The sequence below is a fragment of the Paenibacillus sp. KS1 genome (assembly GCF_001680695.1).
Lineage (GTDB): Bacteria > Bacillota > Bacilli > Paenibacillales > Paenibacillaceae > Paenibacillus_B > Paenibacillus_B suaedae.
Genome location: NZ_MAIS01000005.1, coordinates 1 through 20068, shown reverse-complemented (window position 1 = coordinate 20068; position 20068 = coordinate 1). Strand labels below are relative to the sequence as shown.

The following is a 20068-nucleotide window of genomic DNA, read 5'->3' as shown; positions in this document are numbered from 1 at the left end:
TCCACATCTTGAAATTAGGATTGCAGCGTCTCAAGTACGCGCTGCCGCATAAGCGCTGTCGGCGCCTTCAAGCCTGTCCACAATTCAAATGCGATTGCCCCTTGATGGACGAACATGCCGAGTCCATTATGAATCCGGCATCCCTTCGTCTTTGCTGCCTGCAGCAGGGCTGTCTCTAGTGGATTATAGATGATGTCACTTACAAGCATATGTGCTTGCAGCCATTCCGCGGACACGGGTGACGCCTCTATATGGGGGTGCATACCGACGGAAGTCGTCTGAATGACGATGTCAACATCGTTCGGCACAATTGCAGGCGCATCGCCCAACATAACTGCTCTTACATTGCCGAATCCTGACAAGTCGTCCGCAAGTGACTGCGCTCGCTCCACCGTACGATTTGCAATGATGAGCTCCTTGCAGCCCTCTGTAAGAAGAGCGTGCGCAATCCCCCGAGCCGCACCGCCAGCCCCTATAATTACAATGCGGGAGGATGGAATATCTGCTTGCATCTCTTCCTTCAAGGAACGAACATATCCAAGACCATCCGTGTTGTAACCATGCAGCTTGCCGTCACGTTGAACAATCGTATTGACCGCACCAATCACCAAAGCGCTGCCATCAACCTCATCCAAATAAGCCATCACCCGCTCCTTGTGCGGAATGGTGACGTTCACCCCTCCGAGACCAAGTGCGCGAATGCCTGCTACGGCATATTCAAGCTGTTCTGGCCTTACATGAAATGCAGTATATATCCCGTTCACTTCCATCGCCTGCAAGGCTGCATTGTGCATGAGCGGCGACTTGGAATGTGCAATCGGATCCCCGATTACCGCATACACCTTGGAACTGCTATTCATGGTCATTACAAGATTGTTCGAATATGATGCATCCTTATCCGGCATGAACCCCATCCCCCTGCTTATTGACTGACTCTTCTCTTTCGAAAACTTAAATTAAGGAGTGGCGTGCCAGCACCTTAACTCCCTTAGGCGCATGGATCTCAACCAGCGCGCCAGTTGTACCGTTGCACTTGATCCAGCCCAAGCCGGAAATGAACACGTCTGTCTCTCCTCCACGCCCAATGCGAAGCTGGTGCTTCGTCCATGCTGGAAGCTCGTCAATTCGTTCGCGAGTCGGTGGAGCAAGCAATTCGCCGCGGTGATCACGATAGAGCTCGTCCGCACGTTCCAGCTTCGTCCGATGGATCGGAAGATCGTTCGACAAGTAGCAAGTGAAGGATTGACGCTCGCCTTCCACGAAATCAAATCGAGCGAACGCGCCAAAGAACAACGTTTGCCCTTCATTTAATTGGTATACCAGTGGCTTCAATGATTTGTCCGGCAGCAGGGAAGATAAGTCCTCACGGCTCGCAAGCTCCGTCAAGCGGCTCTTGTACACAATCCCCGGTGTATCAATGATATGCTTCCCGTCGTCAAGCGGGATATGGATCATATCAAGCGTCGTTCCCGGGTAGCGAGAAGTGGTAAGCTCGCCGTCCAAATCGCTATAGTCCCGAATCAAGCGGTTAATTAATGTTGACTTGCCTACATTCGTTGCACCAACGACATAGACATCGCGATTGCCGCGCCACTCGGAAACCTGATCGATCAACCGGTCGAAGCCAAGATTGCGCTTCGCGCTCACGAGCGCAATGTCTACAATACGAATGCCGTGTTCCTTCGCTTGGCGCTGTACCCAATTGATGATGCGGTTCCAATTCGTTACCTTCGGCAGCAAATCGATTTTGTTCACGACGAGCAGTACTGGGTTACTCCCCACAAATCGCTGCAAGCCGGAAATAATACTGCCGTCAAAGTCGAATAGGTCGACGATGTGTATGACGAGCGCGTCTTCCTCGCCGATACGTCCCAATAGGCGAAGAAACTCGTCCTGATCGAATGCGACGGATATTGCTTCATTATAATTTTTTATTCGAAAGCAGCGCTGGCAAATTACAGGCGTCCGTTCCAACGCTTTTGCCGGCACGTACCCGGATGCTTCCGAATCCTCCGTTTGCAGAGCTGTACCGCAGCCGCTGCATTTCCGTGCCATTTGTTCTTCTGTCAATGTCGTTCCTCCTCGTGCCACATTCCTTTTTTACGAAAACGTTTCGTTACGATGCGTTCGACTCGCCGATTAATGCGTGTCATCCAACCCTCATCTTGGATTGCGATTGGATCAACTAATATCGTATACATCCCGATGCGGTTGCCTCCGAGCACATCGGTCAACATTTGATCTCCAACTACCACCGCTTGCTCAGGTGTCAGCCCCATCAGCTTCAATGCTTGATGAAAGGCCCGTTGCGAAGGCTTCCGTGCTGAATTCACAAACGGAATATTGAGCGGTGTCGCAAACCGGGATACTCGTGGATGATCGTTATTCGACACAATCACCACTTGAAACCCCATTTGCTGGGCTTGTTCAAGCCAAGCCGTTAATTCGGGCGTTGCCAAAGGTTCCTTCGCGCCTACAAGCGTATTATCCAAATCCGTAATAATTCCCTTGTATCCTTTGTCCATCAGCTCCGCAAGGTTAATATCGTACACCGTACGAACCCGAAGACGGGGAATAAGCCTTTCCAACAAAGCGGTCACCTCGTTTTCATACGAAAAACTATACCATATTCTTTGTTTTTCGTGCAAAAAAAAGCCGTTCCTATGCGGAACGACTTTCATTTGCCACATTTACGGATATATCTCCCTCGCATTGGGTTCGCAAAAACAACTACTTATTGGAAAACGTCACATGCTATACAACCTGTTATCCGATGTGTTTGTACGCCCGAATTGCTTCTTTCAGTTGCTTCACATCTGATTCCATTACAGGATGCCCGCCATACTTCGCCTGCTCGAACTTATTGACGATCACTGCCGCTGGAGCGCTTCTGCCCTCTCGCTGATCCGACCATCTCTTGGCAGCTTCGCGCACAGTCTCATGCGCTCCCTTGCGCATGCCTTTCCATCTGCAATAGCTTAGCCACAAGTCTGTATGCAGGATGATCTGTTCCTTGTAGGTTAAATCACGCTTCATCAGCCAGAAGAACCGCAGGGAGAAGCCGATCGTTCTCCACTTCCACAATAATAGTAGGAAACATAAGGACGCCATCATGATAACAATCCACTTTGCCCCCTGAACGAGCCAAGCTGGAAGTGACGCATCTTGCCGCTCCTGCTTCGGTTCTGCCTTCTTCTCCTCTTGCTTCTCTTCCGGCTTCTGTTCTTCCTTCTTCTCTGGCTCCGGCTTCTTCTCTTCCTGTTGCAGACGCGGATAGGTGAAGCCAGGCGTCGGCTCAAATGCAACCCAGCCATAGTCACCCATGTATACTTCGACCCAGGAATGAGCCTCTGCATTCGTTACCTGATAAGTGCCAGCTCCACTATCCTGCGATTGCTCGGCCAGCTCATGAGTGGGAACGTCCCCGCCCTGACGCGTTCCTGGTGCGTATCCCTTCACCCATCGTGTTGGTATGCCAGCAGAACGAAGAAGAATGGCCATCGATGTTGAGAAGTGATCGCAATACCCTTCCTTGATTTCGAACAAAAAGGCATCGACGAAATCCTCACTCTTACGCAAGGATAAATTCGGCGCATTCGTATATCGATACTGCGTACGCAAATAATTTTCTACCTTTTTTACCTTGTCGTAATAGTTAGTTTCGTCATGTGTTAATTCCTGCGCCAAATCCTTGACTCGCTGTGGAAGCGTGTTTGGGATCTGCAAATATCTCTGGAATCGATCCGCATCTGTAGATATTGTCTGTGATGATTTGCGCAAATCTTCCTCGGTAAAAATCGGGACTCGCGAAGTTAGAGTGTAGCTAGTCGGATATTTATCTGTCTTCGGATCTTCATACCTGACTTCCCCTTCCTGGTCGTTCCAACGCAGAACCGCCTCAAGAGAATTACTAATTGACTCTACCGACTCGATCATTCCTAAACCGAATAACACGGGATACAAGTCCTTATTTTGCATCGTAATTGTTTGTTGAATCATTCTTGTAGGAATGTTTCGAGCAGGCTGATCCGCTGCTGTGAGCTGTTGTCGAAGACTAAAAATGGGATTGCGTCTTGGTGTTTTATCCCATCCCTGTCCAGTGTACCAGTCCTTCGATTCCCCTCTCCAGTAGCCGCGCATTTCCGTTGTTACGGACATAACAGGCATATAGTCCATGTTAAAGCCATTGCCCAGCTCTGCATCCGAATGGCTGTAACCGGACGTGCTCGTACGAGATCCGCTCCCGCTACCCGTCACTTTTGATACGAGATCCGACATCGGGTTATTCCCATCGCCATAGCGATTGCTCCAAGCGGTATACGGGTCAGTCAAGATTGGCTTGACTTCTGGTACACTAACCCCTACAGAAATAATGAGAGAAATCACGAACACAGCGAGCAGCCCCATTTGCAGCGGGTAACGTACGGATCCGCGCCATATGTTCGGATAGTCCGTGTTCATTTGTTTATAGTGAATACAAATGAGCCAAATCAATGACGCGCCAATAATCCACGCCACCTGCATCCACAATATTTCGTCGGTAAATGAATCCAGTATGCCGAAGATCATAATTTGGACAAGCAGCCATAGGAGAACACGCGCCTTGCCTTGCACGAGCACTACAAGAGATTCGCAGCATAACCACAGTCCTAGCAGAAACCAGATGTAAGGGTGAAATTGAAGGATCTTGTCCCACCGTTCACCACCATCTGTCCATATATCAAATTGTACGAGATTCCGATACACGATATAGCATAAAGCTGGGAGGGCAATGATCAGTCTGCCTATGAATTGGCATGGGAAGAGCATAACTGCACCCCATAATCCAATCATGAACATGCGCGACATGGCTAACGTCTCGTCGTACCAATACGGTTCCAGCATGACAAGCCATTGCCAGACCATCACAATCATACAGGTCCAGATCATCCGCTCTGTCCAATAGGAGGATAACCACACTTGTATTCGATCATCTGCAGCCTTCTGTACGGTTGAGGTACGTGAAGGAGCGGAGTACGGCTGTTCCGTCTTCATGCGGCCCCACCTCCTAGAAGCTTCGGCAGATCCTGTACTTGAGACAAGGAAATGTAGTGCAAGCGCTGAGAGGCCAGCAAGCGTACAAGAGATTGACTCCTCTCGTTATGCGGGGCTGACACCTCTTCCTTCACATGAATAAAGCTCCCGGAACACCCCAGCTTCGATAATGTCCGTGTGTAAATCAACACATCTGAGGAGGCATGTCCGCTAATGAAGGCAAGTGAGGCTCCATGAAGCATCGATGCATGCTCAGTAAGTGCTGCAAGCTGTTGTTCTTGCTCTTCTGATGATTCCAGCTGCACAGTAGACATCCATTGTCGGAATACAGCAACTTCTGGTTTGGCCTGATCAGCCAACCACCAATTCAATCGCTCCCCGATAGCCGCCACATAGGTTGGGCGTTGACACTGAGCACCATATTGTACAAGGGATGCCATAGTAGATACAGCAGCTTCAAATTTTTCATCCGCCACTGCTTTATTTCCCTCATAGGAAAGTGAACGGCAATCCAACACAACAATGATAGGCGTTTGGGACTCTGGATCGAACTGTCTTGTCTTCAATATCCCCGTCTTCGCAGTTGCATTCCAGTGAATGCGAGATAATTTATCTCCGTACACATACTCACGCACACCGTTCTGTTGTGAAGATTCTCTGTGATGACGGACAGAAGATGCTGCATGCACACCGTGACCTACCTGTCGCTCCGCATGTGTCCACCTCGGAATAGGTATGACAGTTGGCATCACATAGAAGGCGGATGGCGCATTCAAGCTTCCACTCTGCTCGAACAACCCGAACAGATCCTTGGAGCTGCATAACGCTGGAGCAAATTCATAATATCCTCTTGCCAAAGACGGAATCCGGTAAGTAACTGCAGCCGAACGGCCAGCGCCTAAGGCAACTGCAGACTCCATCGTATTACAGCGGTTGCCGAAACGGCAGAGCTCATCACGGACAACGAGGTAAGGAATGGGCAGCCAACCTGGAACAGTGACTCGGATGTTAACGTATAATTGCGAATTGGCGGGAAAGAAGACCCCTGATCCGTCGCCAAGCATTCTTGTTCCCCGTACGTTGCGAATGCCGCCAACTAACACTACACCCCAATACACTAGCAGCACAGTCGCCATAGCTAGCAGCATGACTGACGTCTTGCCGCCTTGAAATAAGAAATAGAACAAACACGAGACGTACATGCTGGCAACCGATATAATCGTTCGCTTGCGAGCCCCTTTGCGCTGCCACATACGTTGCGAATGGCTCATATGCTACGTCCCCAATCGGATTGGTACACGAACACGTTCCGTAATACCGCTTACAATATGCTGGGCTGAAATGCCCTCCATTTTCGCCTCCATGCGCAATACAATCCGGTGCGTCAATACAAAAGGAAGCAGTTCCTTCACATCATCAGGCGTAACGAAATTCCGCTCATGCATCCATGCTCTCGCCTTCGCAGCCTGCATCAAGGCAACGGAAGCGCGCGGGCTCGCTCCGAGCAGGACATGTGCTTGTTCACGTGTGGCCCGCACGATGTCAATCATATAGGCCGCGACTGCATCATCCACATATACATTGCGAACTTCCTCCTGCATCAGCTTGATGGAGGCAATATCCGTGACAGTCTCCGCTCTCTCCGATGGCAGACCTTCCGCATGGCGAATTAGCATCGTACGCTCTGTCTGCTCATCCGGATACCCCAGCTTAAGCTTGAACATGAAACGATCCAGCTGTGCTTCCGGAAGTACATAAGTACCCTCGAATTCAATCGGATTTTGTGTAGCAAACATAACGAAAGGTGAAGGAAGAGAGAAAGTCTCCCCATCTACCGTAATATGATGTTCCTCCATTGCTTCCAGCAATGCAGATTGTGTCTTTGTAGTAGCACGGTTAATTTCGTCTACCAGCAGGACATTCGCCATGATTGGGCCCGGACGATAGACAAATTGCTGATCCTTAGGATGGAATATGAATACACCTGTAATATCAGTTGGAAGCAAATCCGGGTTGCACTGCACTCGCCGAAATAAACCATTCATCGTACGAGCTAACGATTTGACAAGTTGCGTCTTGCCTGTCCCGGGAACATCTTCAATAAGAACGTGCCCTCCGGCCAGCATCGCTGTCAGCAGAAGTTCAATTTCTTGGGATTTACCTAAAATACATCGTTCCAATGTCGATTGCATCTTTCGCATTAGAGCATGCAATGATTGGTAGGATGACATGGCAACGACCTCCTATTGGGTTCATTCATTATTTTGTAGAAGAATTAGTAACTTTCCACGTGATAACGTTTTAAAAATACATGCATTTTTTCATTTTACACCATTCAAGGAATAACGTACATGTCCATTCATGGTGAATCTTGTCAAATATCTTCGTTTTATCCGCTAAACAATGGATTGTGATCACCAACAAAAAAAGTTCTGACACCATCGAAATAGCGTCAGAACTTTGCATGTATCCTTATTCGATTGACGAGATCTGAATAGAACTTCCACTCATCCCTTAGGCCGAATGACAAGAGCAGCTAAAAAGGAAAACACAATCGCAGCAGAAATGCCCGCACTTGTTGTCTTGAACATGCCGCTGACAGGTGCTACCCACCCGGAATCCTTAATCTCGGTTAGGGCTCCGTGTACAAGGGAGTTGCCGAAGCTCGTAATCGGAACGGTAACCCCTGCTCCTGCAAATTTAATAAGCGGCTCATACCAGCCAAGTCCGTCGATAATCGCTCCTGCGACAACAAGGATCGTCATCGTATGCGCCGGAGTCAGCTTGGCAACATCGAACATGAGCTGACCGATTACACAGATTAACCCGCCTATGACAAATGCCCACACATATATCATCCTGCTTCATCCCTTCATTTCAATCGTTACTGCGTGTGCAATGCAAGGTATCGTCTCCCCTTGCTGGAAGGATAGCGGCGAGAGCAGCGCTCCCGTAGCAGCTACAAGCACACGTCTCAGCTTCCGCTCGCGCAAACGCTTCAGAATGTGGCCGTATGTAACGACTGCCGAGCATCCGCAGCCACTGCCCCCTGCTTGTACGGCCTGCTTGTTCAAGTCATAGACCATAAGGCCGCAATCATTGAAAGTTGTCCGCTCCATATGCAGTCCGTTCTGTTGGAACAGATCATTGGCGATCGACAGACCGATGGATGCCAAGTCGCCCGTGACAATCAAGTCATAATCCTGAGGCTTGCGATCCAGATCGCTTAAGTGGGTCTGGATCGTATCGACTGCGGCTGGGGCCATTGCCGCCCCCATATTGAATGGATCCTTAATTCCGAGATCAACAATCTTGCCAATCGTAGCTGCAATAACACGAGGCATGGATGAGTATTGCTTCTCTGCCTTGGCAACTACAGCTGCTCCAGCACCTGTTACTGTATATTGCGCCGTAGGCGGCTTCTGGGAACCATATTCGGTCGGATAGCGGAATTGCTTCTCCGCTGTGCAGTTATGGCTGCAAGTAGCTGCAATCACCTTGTTCGCATTGCCCGAATCTACAAGCAGAGAGGCAATCGCAAGCGATTCCATCGATGTCGAACAAGCACCAAACACGCCAATATAAGGTAATCCCAGGGTACGCGCTGCGAAGGAATTGCTAATAATCTGATTAAGCAAATCCCCGCCGACAAAAAAGTTCAGCTCGTCCTGCGTAATATGGGAATTTACAATTGCAAGCTGCGTCGCCTGCTCCAATAGTTTACGTTCGGCTTTCTCCCAGCTTTTCTCCTGCATATCAAGCGTATCATGTATATAATCAAAGTCAGCAGCCAGCGGCCCTTCTCCTTCATCAGGACCCACAACTGTTGCCGTACCAATGATCGCTGGCTCACTCTGGAATCGCCATGTATGACGTCCGATTTGCATCCAAATCCCCCTTCCTCATGCATGCGTTCATAATGCAGCAGCAGGTCAATGCTGGAGTCCAAAGATCAAATAAATCAACGCAACGAAGAACGCCGCTACGGTTCCGAACACGACGACTGACCCAGCCAATTTGAATATGTTCGCTCCTACCCCCAGCACTAAGCCCTCACTGCGATGCTCCAATGCCGCCGAACACATGGAATTGGCGAAGCCAGTAACCGGGACGGCCGTACCCGCACCTGCCCACTGTGCGATTTTGTCGTATACGCCGAAGCATGTAAGAATGACGGACAGTAAAATTAAGGTGACGACTGTCGGGTTGCCTGCCTCCTTCTCGCTCATTCCTAAATACGTCATATATAGCTGCTGGATAACTTGTCCAATCAAACAAATCGTACCACCAACGAGGAACGCACGAATGCAATTTTTGCCTACCGTCCGTGCGGGCTCCCGTCGACTGGCGATTTGCTTGTACTCTTGCTCAGAAAGCGTCCAATTTCCTGATTTCCATTTCGGTGTTCCGGATTTCGTTGATGACGCCATATCTCCACCTCCTGCAACATACTTGTGTAGCATTCATCATTTCACATGCATCATCATTCCTACACAGTATTTGTCTTTTGGAGATGGAATATGTCATGTATCTCAGACTGCCTTCATGCACAGCCTACAACAGTCGCTGCAGGTGCAGCAGAAGCAAGCAAATAGCGAGCAGGACGAACAGAACAAGCACAATACAGCTGAACAACGGTACCATGACCCTGTTATCCAAATTCACTCTTCCTCTCTGCATTACTGGATACGGCCCTATGCGATACATTAGTGTATGCAGTTCCTGATATTCCGCTACAAGCTAAGGAAGAATAGCCTTCAGGATGTCCATATTCGGGGGATTCGTTTATTCGCTATACAAATAAGCGCCCCAGTCCCCCTCAGCACAGAGGCTGAGTTTATGGGCCTGAAAGGCGCTTACTCGTATCAACCATTAGTCTATTTCGTAAATCGAATTGTTCCGAAGCATTCTGGCATGTGGAAATTAACTGCACCTGTCGGAGCCCAAGCATCATAAGTGCGAGCACCTAGTTTGTCCTGATCAATTCGGAACCAGTTCAGACGGAAATGAGAGCCCGCTTCTGGTGTGGTACATTCCAAGTCCTCAAAGCGAATCGCCAATTCATATATCACTCTGCGTGCTGGAACATTGACATACGACACAGAGGATAGCAGCTGCTCAGCATTCCATTCCGGATGGAAGCCCTTCGGTTCCCCAGGATTGTTCGTAATGTAAGCATCGAATATCACATTATGCGGACTTACATTAAATTCATAATAAGCACGGCCATCCCCGTCAGGATCAATGAAGCACTCTACTACATCCGCCTCGTACAAAGGGTCATCCCGGTCAGTATATGGGCTGACGATGTAATCATCCTCGCATTCAAATTGCATATGGATGGTTGTATCTGTCCAGCAAGCCCTCACCTTCGTCTGTTGGCGTGGAGCTGCCCCCGTTACCACATCTACAAGCGCTACCGAATCCGTCAAGCTCCAATCTGGCGTACCGCTTGGCATATAGGTACATGGATAGTCCAGCGGTCTACGCAAATCATTCTCTGTATGTTGCATTCCTTGATGCTTAGCCGATGTCATTCGCTCTCTCTCCTTATGCTCTATCATTGTTGTCCTAGCACAAGTGTAATCGATTTCGAGTTAAATAGGTATCACGTGTTAGCCAACGAGCAATAGAAAATGTCGCACATATAGAATAGGTTGTGAATAATAAGAGATTGCGACGTTGTGCTCCATCCGCTCACGCCAAAAAGAGCCGCAAGGCAATCCTCGCAGCTCTAGACGGTTTCTCGATTTCTTCATGACCAGGCTCACCTTATTTGTACTGATCAATCTCGCTTCACTTTATAAAACTCATGATACAGCTTCATAAGCGCCCGCTTCTCTATCCGTGACACATACGAACGTGAGATTCCTAAATCCTTCGCAATCTCCCGCTGTGTGCGCTCATCGCCGCCTCCATCTAATCCGAACCGCCCCCGGATAACTTCCTGCTCCCGTTCATCCAAAATATCCAGATTGCGATAAATTTTGCTCTTCTCGATCTTAAGCTGCACCTTCTCGACGACCTCATCGCTTTCCGTGCCAAGGATATCTATAAGAGTGATTTCATTACCTTCCTTGTCAGTCCCAATTGGATCATGCAGCGATACATCCTTGCGTGTCTTCTTCAGCGAACGGAGGTGCATCAAAATTTCATTTTCTATACAGCGAGCTGCGAAAGTAGCCAGCTTCGTCCCCTTATTCGGCTGAAAGCTCTCGATCGCTTTAATCAATCCAATCGTGCCGATCGAGATCAGATCCTCAAGATCCTCGCCGGTATTATCGAACTTCTTCACGATGTGGGCAACAAGCCTTAAGTTATGTTCAACCAACATATTTCTCGAATGTGCATTCCCTTCTGCCATCAAGCGCAAATGCTTCATTTCTTCTTCTTCCGCTAATGGCTGGGGGAACGCGTTATTTTTAACATAGGATACCAGTAAGGAAATCTGCTTAATGAACATGGCGATCGTCGACAAAAACCCAAGCATTACTCCACCTCCTAAGACGTAAACACCCTTATGATTTATCCGATTGAGAACGTTACATTCTATGTGGGCAGCCGCCTATGCGTGCCTGTACGGGGGAAAAGAATATGGTGCAATTCAAAAGCAAAAGCCACGGATCACAGCGTAGAAATAACGCTGCGTCCATGGCTTTGTTTTCGAAATATCAGTTCTTTTTGCTATAGTCGAATGTAAACCTCACGGGTGTGGACATTCCCTCTATCCAGAGATAGGCGTCGTTCGTTCCCTTTAGATTCCCGACAAGCTTGATCGTGAATTGGAATCTTCCCGTTTCCGAGCTTGTCGTCTGGCCTTCGTACCGGACTTTCCCTTTCGAATCGAGCACTTTCAAATTCACTTTGGACTGGCTTCCATTCATCACCAGACCATCGATCGTTAATTTCCCCGCATCGACATCTATCATAGCTCTTGCACCATCGATCGGAGTTACCGCATTGCCTCCCGCAAGATTATATACACCAAATTCATAGAAGGAATATCCGTATTCCGTATTCTTTTGAACGCCCTGGAATTTGACGTACCTAGCTGTGACTGGATCAAAATGAACGGTTTCTTTTCCGGCATGCGCAGTAATGATTCCGTCATTGTCTTTGATCACACTGGTCCAATTCTGATTATCATCGGAGACAAGGAGTTTGTAGGTTTTAGCCCGGGCATTCTCCCAGTCGATGCTAACCGTATCGAACTCCTTGGATTCACCAAGATCGACTTGGAACCAGGTATCATCAACATAGGCGCTCGACCATCTTGTCGAAGAGAATCCGTCTACCGCATTTTCCGGTGCCAATCTCGCAAGGGAGCCTTCTACGGAAGAAGCAGTCGCTGGTTTATTTTCGGCCAGATTGCCAACGAGACTATAAACCTCTTCTTTCAACGCGGCGTAAGCCGTATCCGAAATGATATGGTCTGCCGACAATTGATCTAGTTTCACATTGAAGCCTTTCAAGTACTTGTCAAACTGGCCCGCATCTGTTCCTTCAAAACGTCTCATCAGTTCCAGATAATTGTTCAGCGAACGAGGGGCTTCGGCTGTCGTAAACTGATTCTGTTCTGCGAATCGGTCCACATGTGTTTTCATCGTATCGGCGGTCGCTACCGCTCTGATGATGTAAGTCGTCGTCTTGGATTTCGCAGCGGCCACAGTGACGACCAGTTGATGTTTATCCGGTTTTCCCGCCAGATCAAATGGTGTTCCCGGGGTGTAAGGTTAGCCATCAATCAAGACCGTTACCTTCGCCAATCCGCTTCCATCGTCGTCTTTGATTTTCCACGTAATTTGAAGAGTTTCCGAGTCCGGTATGTTCATATCAGCATTTATAATTTGTCCGTTAATGAATATGTCCGCCTCCGGCGCCGGGATATTGTGGACGACGTACGTTCCGTTCAAATATTGATACAGCCAGTCATACATTAAACGCAAGCTTGGATCCTTGCTTACTCCTAAGTTGTAAACTGCATTATTTCCTTGGTAATAAGCTCTAAAGCCATTTTGCATCAATCCCGTTTCAACGCCGCTGTTCAAATATTCGATAAAACGCTCGCGGAGTACGGCGTCCGTCAGCATCCCGTCATCAAACTCGACTTCATTCCCCATCCCGTACCGCTTTGCATTATTCGCAGCATCTTCCAGACGGTCAACATCCATTCCACCGAAGAAGTAATTCGGCTGATAAGCAGCAGCATCTATTCCAACGTCTTTCCACATATACATTTTGTATGCCAAAGAGTGAGGAATCCAGAACACCTTCAAATTCATGGCATGCACTTTTTCACTCATCATTCGAGCCACGTCTGGTCCCGTTTCACCTATATCGATTTGTTCTGGCAACCAGTACATACCGACAAGCTCAAGATTTGAATAGTTTGCCGCCTGCCATCTTAGCTGAACCTGATCCAGCCACCACTGTATCGCTTTCCCCCTGTTTTCAAGCGCTTTATCTCTGCCGACAACGGATTCGTTAAAATTCAAGGAACCAGTACCGTCAACGTCGCCAAAATCTGTTAAAGATCCCCCTGGATCCGGAATCATTAACACAACCTTCTCTTTATGATCAGGCTGGTTCAGCTTGGCTCCGACTTCCTTGGTAGCCTCATTCAAGTTCTGCATATCCCCCGTGGCCGCAAAAGTTTTTTCTAAATACCATTTCCAGTCTTCTAAGTTCGTTTGCCCTAGGCCGTAATCACGGCCAGCAGGTGAAGCAAGCCCGAGATATAAAATGCCATCAAAAAGCCAATCAGTAGGCTCGCCATCCTTATTCACATAACTGATGTTAGGAATAATCCGCTCCTTACTCCAATCACCCAAACCATTTGCATACTGTCCGTTATACAGTAAATTCAGATTTCGGATCCCAGCTGTCGCTTCACCCGGTACTAAAAAATGAGGCTGCTCAGTAGGAACGGTTACTGCCCCGTCTACCTTTCCGTCCGTACCCATTATTTCAACTTCGTCAATGTATTCCCATTGTGAATGATGCATCGTAAAGATGACTTTCACGTACCGGGCATAAGCCAGCTTGCCTTCCGTTTTCCCTCCATTGATTCCGTCTGTGCTTCCGTCCCATGTAAAGGTCTCCTGTCTAGGCGGCCCTGACCCCCAGAGCAGCTGAGTGGCGTTATGAGAGAGCAATCCCCAATTCTCCTTATCGTCGGAGACATACATCGATACCTCTAGCGGCACGAGGATCGAGTTTGTGGGGAAATCCTGAAAAAAGCGGGCTGATATCTTGCCGATCGACTTTGCCTCGCCCAAATCGAACACGACTTCACGTGCTTTTCCGCGCACATGTCTTACCCACGCCGGGTCATTCCTATCCAACTTGCCATATATTCCATCCGTAAGCTTATAGCCGTCGTCCGGATGCGATGCGTCCGGCTGTTCAGACCATTCATAGGGAAGACCTAGCGCAAGATTGCGGAATTTCGTCTGATCCTCTGATGATGCTGCTTGTTGATGTACATCCTGTGTTTGATTTGCCTGATCCATAGCTGTCCCTCCGTCATCCGTTGGTTGTTCCGGTAAGGTTAGTGGTTTTCCCCTGTCATTCCCTTCTGTCTGGATCGCATCTTCCGTCTCTGTGATGGTTACAGTCGGAACAGTTGACTTCGCCTGCACCGCAGAAAACGAGGTCAGCAGCAAAACAGCTGCAATCAGGATCGATCCCCATTTTTTATTCGAATTCATTAATCCAGCTCCTTATAAGTTTTTTTGGATCCCTACAAAGTATTTGGAATACGCATCGAAGCATAGGCTCCACTCCGTACTTTTGCTCCGCAAAAGCGCCCTCTTCGAGAGGCATCGGACTTCTTTCCGATACTCTGTGTCGGGCATTTTAGAGATACAAGAAACCTTTACACCCCTTTCTCTGTTCTGGATGAACTCTCTCGATTTTTGATCCCTCCTTTCGCAGCATCCTGCATAAACCATTTGGGAGCACCTCCAGAAAAAGGAACCTAAAATCCCGAAAACGAGTGAGCGGTAGCTGAGTAAAGATGTGCCTGCGTAGCAGTCTCCAAAAATAGTATTTAGTTAGCGCTTTCAAAATAGAAGGAGTGTTTCGCCTGTTGATCATTTTGAACGCGATCACGGCCCTATACATTGGAATATGGCTGAAATTGCTTCTGCATGGGTTCATGATAGAGTGGGACTTGCAGGAGAACAAGCAACATAATTTGATACGCTACGCAATTTTTTTCATACGCCATACAAGAACTACTGTCTGTGAAAATACGAAAACTGACATTTAAAAAAAGGCCAAGTCCGAACTGGACACGGCCTATAAGAACCTATATCATTCCACGTGAACTCATTGATTTGAATCAGGCACAGTCACTTCAGTTTGAAGATCCTCATCGTTCAACTTTGTATGGATTTCAGGAGCGGTGTTGCCAGCAATAAATTGGGCGTCCGCCCAGTCGGCATGATCATTGCCATTTCCATCGCCGGCATCGGTAACAATTAACTTTAATTGTTTCTTCCCACTAATATCAACATCAACAAATTTGGCCGGAGTGTCTCGTTTCATCGTTCCGCAGTCAAACAATTTTTCACCATCGGCCCATACTTGAAATACTACCGATCCGACATCGTTGTTGTTTTTTTCCTGATCAAGACCTACGTAGCTTTGAAAGCGACCATACCCTTTCCCAGAAATGTCGTATATGATTTCTGAATTCGCATGCGTTCCAATTCCTTTATCATAGGTGACAATGCCCGAATCACTAAACAATCGAATCGGGTTCCCTTCGACGCTAGCATCCCGATGAATCGTTCCCCAGCCTGTCGTTGCATAAATCCACGGAATGTCGCTTAGATACAATTGAGGAGTGATTTTAAAATGAATCTTGTACGTTTTCGTCACTGATCCATCTGCCGAGGTTACCGTAATCACGGTGGTACCCGGAAGTTGATCAGCTGGTGAAATATTTACCTTGACATCGTTATTGGCCGGAATGACTTCCACCGTAGGTACATCTGATATCGTGCCTTCCAAAAATGTCATGTAGTAATCTTTGGTTACATGATCAAAACTGGAGAGAGATTCGCCGTTGATCTTGATGTCATCTACTAACACCTCTTTCATCAGCTTAGCTCCAGCCCAATCAGCATGATCCGCACCATTGCCGACGCCACCGTCCATTACTTCCAACATAAGAACATCAACATCAGAGACATCAACATTGACATGCTGGGATTCTGCGTTATCTTTTATTACACCGCTATCATAGAGCTTTTGCCCGTCTCCCCACACTCGAAAAATGACAGAGCCCCCTTGAGTTTCACTGTCTAGGCCAATATCAGAGATAAACCTTGAAAAGTGTTTGCCAATATAATAGGAAACTTTAGAGTAAGCATGGACTCCTAATCCTTTTTCATACCCTTTACCGTTCAGTGTGATCATATTGCCGTCTCCTTGACCACTCCCGCCAACACTTGTATCCTTTTCAACCGGACCCCAACCGTTTGTAACATTGCCGAAAAACTGCATGTCGCTAATAAACGCATCGTCCGTCGGAGGAGAGGATGGAACTTGCACGGAAAATCCTGAGCGTACATGCCCCTGATTTCCGCCACTAGAATTGAACAAGGCATCCGCTGAAAGATGGTTCCAGCCAACCACAGCGTCTTGAGGAGCCGTCACCGTCCAACTCACCGCAACTGAACTGTTATTGCCTTGCGGTGGCATGTTATTAAGTGTGGTGGCCGAACCGGGGATTGCTTCCCAACCTGCCGGCACATGTAAATTGAGATTCAGATTATGGACAGCCACTCTTCCATAATTGGTTATCGTTGTTATGATCGTTTTGGTTTCACCTGGGGCAATAATAGAAGGTCCGTCAAACGATATACCAACAGCGGAAGGCGCCTGGTTCGGTGTTCCCGTTGCAACACGGTAGGTGACCGCTGAAAATGGTGCAACGTCGGAGACGATTTTGCTGGCATAACTCATTTTTTGGCCGGTCCAATAGTCTTCAGCCAAATAAACCGGAGCATGTTTGAAACCTAATTGTTCCGGTTCAGCAGTAATTGTTGTCGCTGCCGTAGTCCGGTTGACCAATGTAATCATTTTGCTTCCATTCGATAATGATTTCACCCAAACTTCCTTGCCGTCATTATTGATAACACGCTCAAATCCGTCAGTTGAAACCACATTGCTCGTTCCCGGACTGATACGATACATCATAATCCCGTGGGCCGGGACAGAAGCACTGATTTTGTCAGTGGTCGTTGTTGTTTCATGTGCCCAGAGATCTCGAACCGTATAGGTTTTATTGTCTACAGAGGGTGTTATGCCCAATTGGCCCAGACTTATCTCCATATTTGTCGGAGCACCGGTTGAGTTGAAGAACAACACGGCTTTGTCCCCATTGGCCATCGGTTTCAACAATACATAAGTACCGTCGTTTTGCTGCTTAATGGGACGTCCCTGTAATCCGATTGGATCCTGATTCACCGCAGTCACTTCACCATTGGCGTAAATATCTAATATTTCTTGGGAGGCATTCAGTAAATCGGTGCCCGAGAGCAATGGCGCAGCCATTATGGACCAAAGACCAAATTCGGTACGATATTCTTCTAGACTCATGCCCCCGTTACCGATTTCCAACATATCAGGATCATTCCAATAGCCTGGACCGGCATACGGATACAGTTCAATATTTCGAAGGACATGGACTAACATTCTTTCATACGAATCGCTGATATCACCAGTAATCCGCCACAGATTGCCTACCTGCTTGCCCCATTCCCACGGATTTTCGTTTCCTCCAACGCTCATACTGAAAACAATGTCTCGTCCTGTAGCTGCAAGCGCATCGCGCATCTTCGCATAGCGTTCCTGCAGCGGTTGACCCAGAGGGTCGCCACAATTATCATACTTTACATAGTCGATTCCCCATTCGGCAAAACGTTGGGCATCTTTCACTTCATAATTGAGACTCCCCGGATACCACGCACAAGTCCTGTTACCTGCGCTAGCGTAAATGCCCATTTTCAGTCCGAGAGAGTGAACATAATCGGCGACTTCCTTGATCCCGTCTGGAAACTTTGCCGGGTTGGGAACCAAATTGCCGTTTTCATCGCGCTCACTAAGCATCCAACAATCATCGAGGTTAACGTATTGATAGCCCGCTTCTTTCATCCCGGATTCAACCATCTTTTTAGCCGTTTCCTTCACGAGAACGGCATTCACGTCACAATGAAAGGCGTTCCAACCGTTCCAGCCCATCGGAGGCGTTTGCGCAAGCCCGTTGTCAAGCGCATAGGCTTGCGAATAATTGAACCCTAACAAACCAATGCACAGCACAAACAAAAACAAAAGCTTTGCCAACGATTTTTGAAACCAAGGGTTGTTCATGGAACCTATCATCCTTTCTTTTATTTATTCTCGTCCAGATTGCCAAATGCAACAGTCGGTATAAGTACAGTGCTAGCCTCCTTTGTTCTTTACAACGATTTTCCCTGTCCCGGGTGAATACCCGATTTTGATCCCCCCTTTCGCGAAATCCGGCATAAGCCATTTTGTAAGCGATTTCAATACTTTCACAAAGACGATAGTTAGAGATCAAGTGAGGCAAGTCGCTGCTGCAGAACAACCTAGTTTTCGCTTCCAAAAGAAAACAAAGATTTTCCCGAACAGTAATTTTGAATCATGAATTCACCATAGTGGGGAATAAGCAATAGCAAAGTGCGACCTTAAAACCAAGAGCAATACCTGCTATGAAAAAGATAGTAAAATAGTGAGTTCGTATGTAAACGAAAAATAGGGAAGAAGAAGCATGAATGAATATTCTGAAACTACACAGGGAGGAAAGAAACGATGAGACAAGTATCGTCATCGGAGTTAGCGCTCTTCGCTGTACAGACGGGTAAAAGTATAGTTGCTAGTTTCATAGGCCTTCCGCCGTTAAGAGAATTTCAGCCATCATCGCATCGCCCACGCTTCAAAAAGCAGGGTGAAATGTGACAACGATCGAACCCATTTCACTGGAAGTTGAGTGAATTTGGTACATGATTGGCATTTCACTCGTGGTAATCTGGTAACTACTGTATATCCTATACGATTGTATAATTAATAATCTGGTAATATCGTTCGTTTTATTCAGCTTATTTTCCGTTATTCTTAGAACACAATATGCGCCCATTATTCGACATCGTTATTTGTTAATCGGTAATGTCCTCACCTTTTTGTCAAAAACGAAAATGTCCCAAGTTCTTGTCAAATCAAAATAACAAGAACTTGGGAACATAAAATAAAAACCAGCTAATGTTTGTCAAGCTACCCCTTGGTGATTTACTGAATTGTTGATTTACTTGTTTTTTGGTAAGGTTGGCCTCTATTCGCGTAAATGTGATGAAGTAGCGACTCCTGCGCAAAGTAAGCACTGTTTCATTTATGGATTATCGTTAACAGTTGGTTATCCCACAAATGCCAGTTAAGATATTTTTGAGTATCAGATATCCCGCAACACAAATTAACACAACTATCATTAAGATAACACCAATTAAAACTATTGATTTTCTTTTTCCTACTTCTCTTTGTCTTTTTTCGTCAGACGACTGTTTTTCATTAATGTTCAGCATATCACCAAATTCTTTATTTATGTTTAGAGAGCCATTTATTATAATTATCTTTTTCCCATTTTACTTTGAAACTATCAAATGGGTCATCCCCATAAGTAGGAGGCCCGTTCCAAGTGCTGAACATAGCTTGGAGTTCAGCACTTGCTCGGTCAAAGCCAATTATGGCATCGAGTAGCAAACCGTTGGTTGTAGCTTTCTAACTGCGATACCAGAAACCTCTCTAGTGCTTCTTCATATGGAAACTGGTCTTTTCGGCTTTGTAACCTCTTGATCTGTTTGTTAAATGACGCAATGAGATTGGTTGAATTGATGCTTTTCCAAATTAGCTTTGGAAAGCTGTAGTACGTAAAGATTTATGGGTTCTCCCACAAAGATTTAATTACCTTGGGAAAACGGCTTTCCACTTATCACAAAAAGTCTCTAGA

General features: G+C 47.2%; 16 protein-coding genes and 1 pseudogene. 1 reads left to right on the top strand and 16 read right to left on the bottom strand.

Annotation, left to right across the window (positions count from 1 at the left end; translation table 11 throughout):
• Nucleotides 1-14 precede the first annotated feature (14 nt).
• The 15 genes from aroE to BBG47_RS02825 all read right to left on the bottom strand — a co-directional run bounded on the left by aroE (nucleotide 15) and on the right by BBG47_RS02825 (nucleotide 18417).
• Nucleotides 15-905, bottom strand: coding sequence for a shikimate dehydrogenase (gene aroE / locus BBG47_RS02900; protein ID WP_065290457.1), 891 nt, complete (start codon nucleotides 903-905; stop codon nucleotides 15-17).
• 46 nt (nucleotides 906-951) lie between these two features.
• The gene (gene yqeH / locus BBG47_RS02895; RefSeq protein ID WP_094183120.1) at nucleotides 952-2055 is read right to left on the bottom strand and encodes a ribosome biogenesis GTPase YqeH; all 1104 of its coding nucleotides are present in this window, start codon (nucleotides 2053-2055) and stop codon (nucleotides 952-954) included.
• Nucleotides 2056-2066: 11 nt separating this feature from the next.
• The gene (locus BBG47_RS02890; RefSeq protein WP_028531308.1) at nucleotides 2067-2591 is read right to left on the bottom strand and encodes a YqeG family HAD IIIA-type phosphatase; all 525 of its coding nucleotides are present in this window, start codon (nucleotides 2589-2591) and stop codon (nucleotides 2067-2069) included.
• Between the two features lie 175 nt (nucleotides 2592-2766).
• Nucleotides 2767-5034, bottom strand: coding sequence for a transglutaminase TgpA family protein (locus tag BBG47_RS02885; protein ID WP_065290455.1), 2268 nt, complete (start codon nucleotides 5032-5034; stop codon nucleotides 2767-2769).
• A complete protein-coding gene (locus tag BBG47_RS02880; protein WP_065290454.1) occupies nucleotides 5031-6305 on the bottom strand; it encodes a DUF58 domain-containing protein in 1275 nt (424 codons plus the stop codon). Before BBG47_RS02880 ends, BBG47_RS02885 begins: the two co-directional genes overlap by 4 nt.
• Before the next feature lie 3 nt (nucleotides 6306-6308).
• Nucleotides 6309-7265, bottom strand: a complete 957-nt coding sequence (locus tag BBG47_RS02875; protein ID WP_065290453.1) for an AAA family ATPase — start codon at nucleotides 7263-7265, stop codon at nucleotides 6309-6311.
• A gap of 276 nt (nucleotides 7266-7541) precedes the next feature.
• Nucleotides 7542-7892 carry a stage V sporulation protein AE gene (gene spoVAE, locus BBG47_RS02870; protein WP_065290452.1) on the bottom strand — a complete coding sequence of 117 codons (351 nt, stop codon included), beginning with the start codon at nucleotides 7890-7892 and terminating at the stop codon, nucleotides 7542-7544.
• Nucleotides 7893-7898: 6 nt separating this feature from the next.
• On the bottom strand, nucleotides 7899-8921 hold the full coding sequence (gene spoVAD / locus BBG47_RS02865) for a stage V sporulation protein AD (protein ID WP_065290451.1): 1023 nt from the start codon (nucleotides 8919-8921) through the stop codon (nucleotides 7899-7901).
• A 45-nt stretch (nucleotides 8922-8966) separates the two neighbouring features.
• Entirely contained in the window at nucleotides 8967-9464 is a 498-nt protein-coding gene (gene spoVAC / locus BBG47_RS02860) for a stage V sporulation protein AC (protein WP_021256862.1), read from the bottom strand.
• Between the two features lie 447 nt (nucleotides 9465-9911).
• The gene (locus BBG47_RS02855) at nucleotides 9912-10571 is read right to left on the bottom strand and encodes a carbohydrate-binding family 9-like protein (RefSeq protein ID WP_065290450.1); all 660 of its coding nucleotides are present in this window, start codon (nucleotides 10569-10571) and stop codon (nucleotides 9912-9914) included.
• A gap of 78 nt (nucleotides 10572-10649) precedes the next feature.
• The gene (locus BBG47_RS29780; RefSeq protein WP_175400469.1) at nucleotides 10650-10793 is read right to left on the bottom strand and encodes a hypothetical protein; all 144 of its coding nucleotides are present in this window, start codon (nucleotides 10791-10793) and stop codon (nucleotides 10650-10652) included.
• A 26-nt stretch (nucleotides 10794-10819) separates the two neighbouring features.
• Nucleotides 10820-11524 carry an RNA polymerase sporulation sigma factor SigK gene (gene sigK / locus BBG47_RS02850; RefSeq protein WP_065290449.1) on the bottom strand — a complete coding sequence of 235 codons (705 nt, stop codon included), beginning with the start codon at nucleotides 11522-11524 and terminating at the stop codon, nucleotides 10820-10822.
• Between the two features lie 181 nt (nucleotides 11525-11705).
• Nucleotides 11706-12701, bottom strand: a complete 996-nt coding sequence (locus tag BBG47_RS02845) for a discoidin domain-containing protein (RefSeq protein WP_065290448.1) — start codon at nucleotides 12699-12701, stop codon at nucleotides 11706-11708.
• A 66-nt stretch (nucleotides 12702-12767) separates the two neighbouring features.
• Nucleotides 12768-14744: a DUF4855 domain-containing protein gene (locus BBG47_RS02840; RefSeq protein ID WP_083189055.1), complete on the bottom strand. Its 1977-nt coding sequence runs from the start codon at nucleotides 14742-14744 to the stop codon at nucleotides 12768-12770.
• Between the two features lie 622 nt (nucleotides 14745-15366).
• Nucleotides 15367-18417, bottom strand: coding sequence for an NPCBM/NEW2 domain-containing protein (locus BBG47_RS02825; RefSeq protein WP_065290445.1), 3051 nt, complete (start codon nucleotides 18415-18417; stop codon nucleotides 15367-15369).
• Between the two features lie 462 nt (nucleotides 18418-18879).
• On the opposite strand from BBG47_RS02825, the gene BBG47_RS29775 reads away from it, so the two are divergent.
• Nucleotides 18880-19026 carry a hypothetical protein gene (locus BBG47_RS29775; RefSeq protein WP_175400468.1) on the top strand — a complete coding sequence of 49 codons (147 nt, stop codon included), beginning with the start codon at nucleotides 18880-18882 and terminating at the stop codon, nucleotides 19024-19026.
• 729 nt (nucleotides 19027-19755) lie between these two features.
• On the opposite strand, the pseudogene BBG47_RS28845 reads toward BBG47_RS29775, so the two are convergent.
• A pseudogene (locus tag BBG47_RS28845) lies at nucleotides 19756-20068 on the bottom strand (transposase); the annotation flags it as partial.

What these genes read in the sequence shown, in the direction of transcription:
- aroE (WP_065290457.1), bottom strand. Translation starts at nt 905, where the DNA reads ATGCCGGATAAGGATGCATCATATTCGAACAATCTTGTAATGACCATG.
- spoVAE (WP_065290452.1), bottom strand. Translation starts at nt 7,892, where the DNA reads ATGATATATGTGTGGGCATTTGTCATAGGCGGGTTAATCTGTGTAATC.
- BBG47_RS02885 (WP_065290455.1), bottom strand. Translation starts at nt 5,034, where the DNA reads ATGAAGACGGAACAGCCGTACTCCGCTCCTTCACGTACCTCAACCGTA.
- BBG47_RS29775 (WP_175400468.1), top strand. Translation starts at nt 18,880, where the DNA reads ATGAGACAAGTATCGTCATCGGAGTTAGCGCTCTTCGCTGTACAGACG.
- yqeH (WP_094183120.1), bottom strand. Translation starts at nt 2,055, where the DNA reads ATGGCACGGAAATGCAGCGGCTGCGGTACAGCTCTGCAAACGGAGGAT.
- BBG47_RS02840 (WP_083189055.1), bottom strand. Translation starts at nt 14,744, where the DNA reads ATGAATTCGAATAAAAAATGGGGATCGATCCTGATTGCAGCTGTTTTG.
- sigK (WP_065290449.1), bottom strand. Translation starts at nt 11,524, where the DNA reads ATGCTTGGGTTTTTGTCGACGATCGCCATGTTCATTAAGCAGATTTCC.
- BBG47_RS02855 (WP_065290450.1), bottom strand. Translation starts at nt 10,571, where the DNA reads ATGACATCGGCTAAGCATCAAGGAATGCAACATACAGAGAATGATTTG.
- spoVAC (WP_021256862.1), bottom strand. Translation starts at nt 9,464, where the DNA reads ATGGCGTCATCAACGAAATCCGGAACACCGAAATGGAAATCAGGAAAT.
- BBG47_RS29780 (WP_175400469.1), bottom strand. Translation starts at nt 10,793, where the DNA reads ATGAAGAAATCGAGAAACCGTCTAGAGCTGCGAGGATTGCCTTGCGGC.
- spoVAD (WP_065290451.1), bottom strand. Translation starts at nt 8,921, where the DNA reads ATGCAAATCGGACGTCATACATGGCGATTCCAGAGTGAGCCAGCGATC.
- BBG47_RS02880 (WP_065290454.1), bottom strand. Translation starts at nt 6,305, where the DNA reads ATGAGCCATTCGCAACGTATGTGGCAGCGCAAAGGGGCTCGCAAGCGA.
- BBG47_RS02875 (WP_065290453.1), bottom strand. Translation starts at nt 7,265, where the DNA reads ATGTCATCCTACCAATCATTGCATGCTCTAATGCGAAAGATGCAATCG.
- BBG47_RS02825 (WP_065290445.1), bottom strand. Translation starts at nt 18,417, where the DNA reads ATGAACAACCCTTGGTTTCAAAAATCGTTGGCAAAGCTTTTGTTTTTG.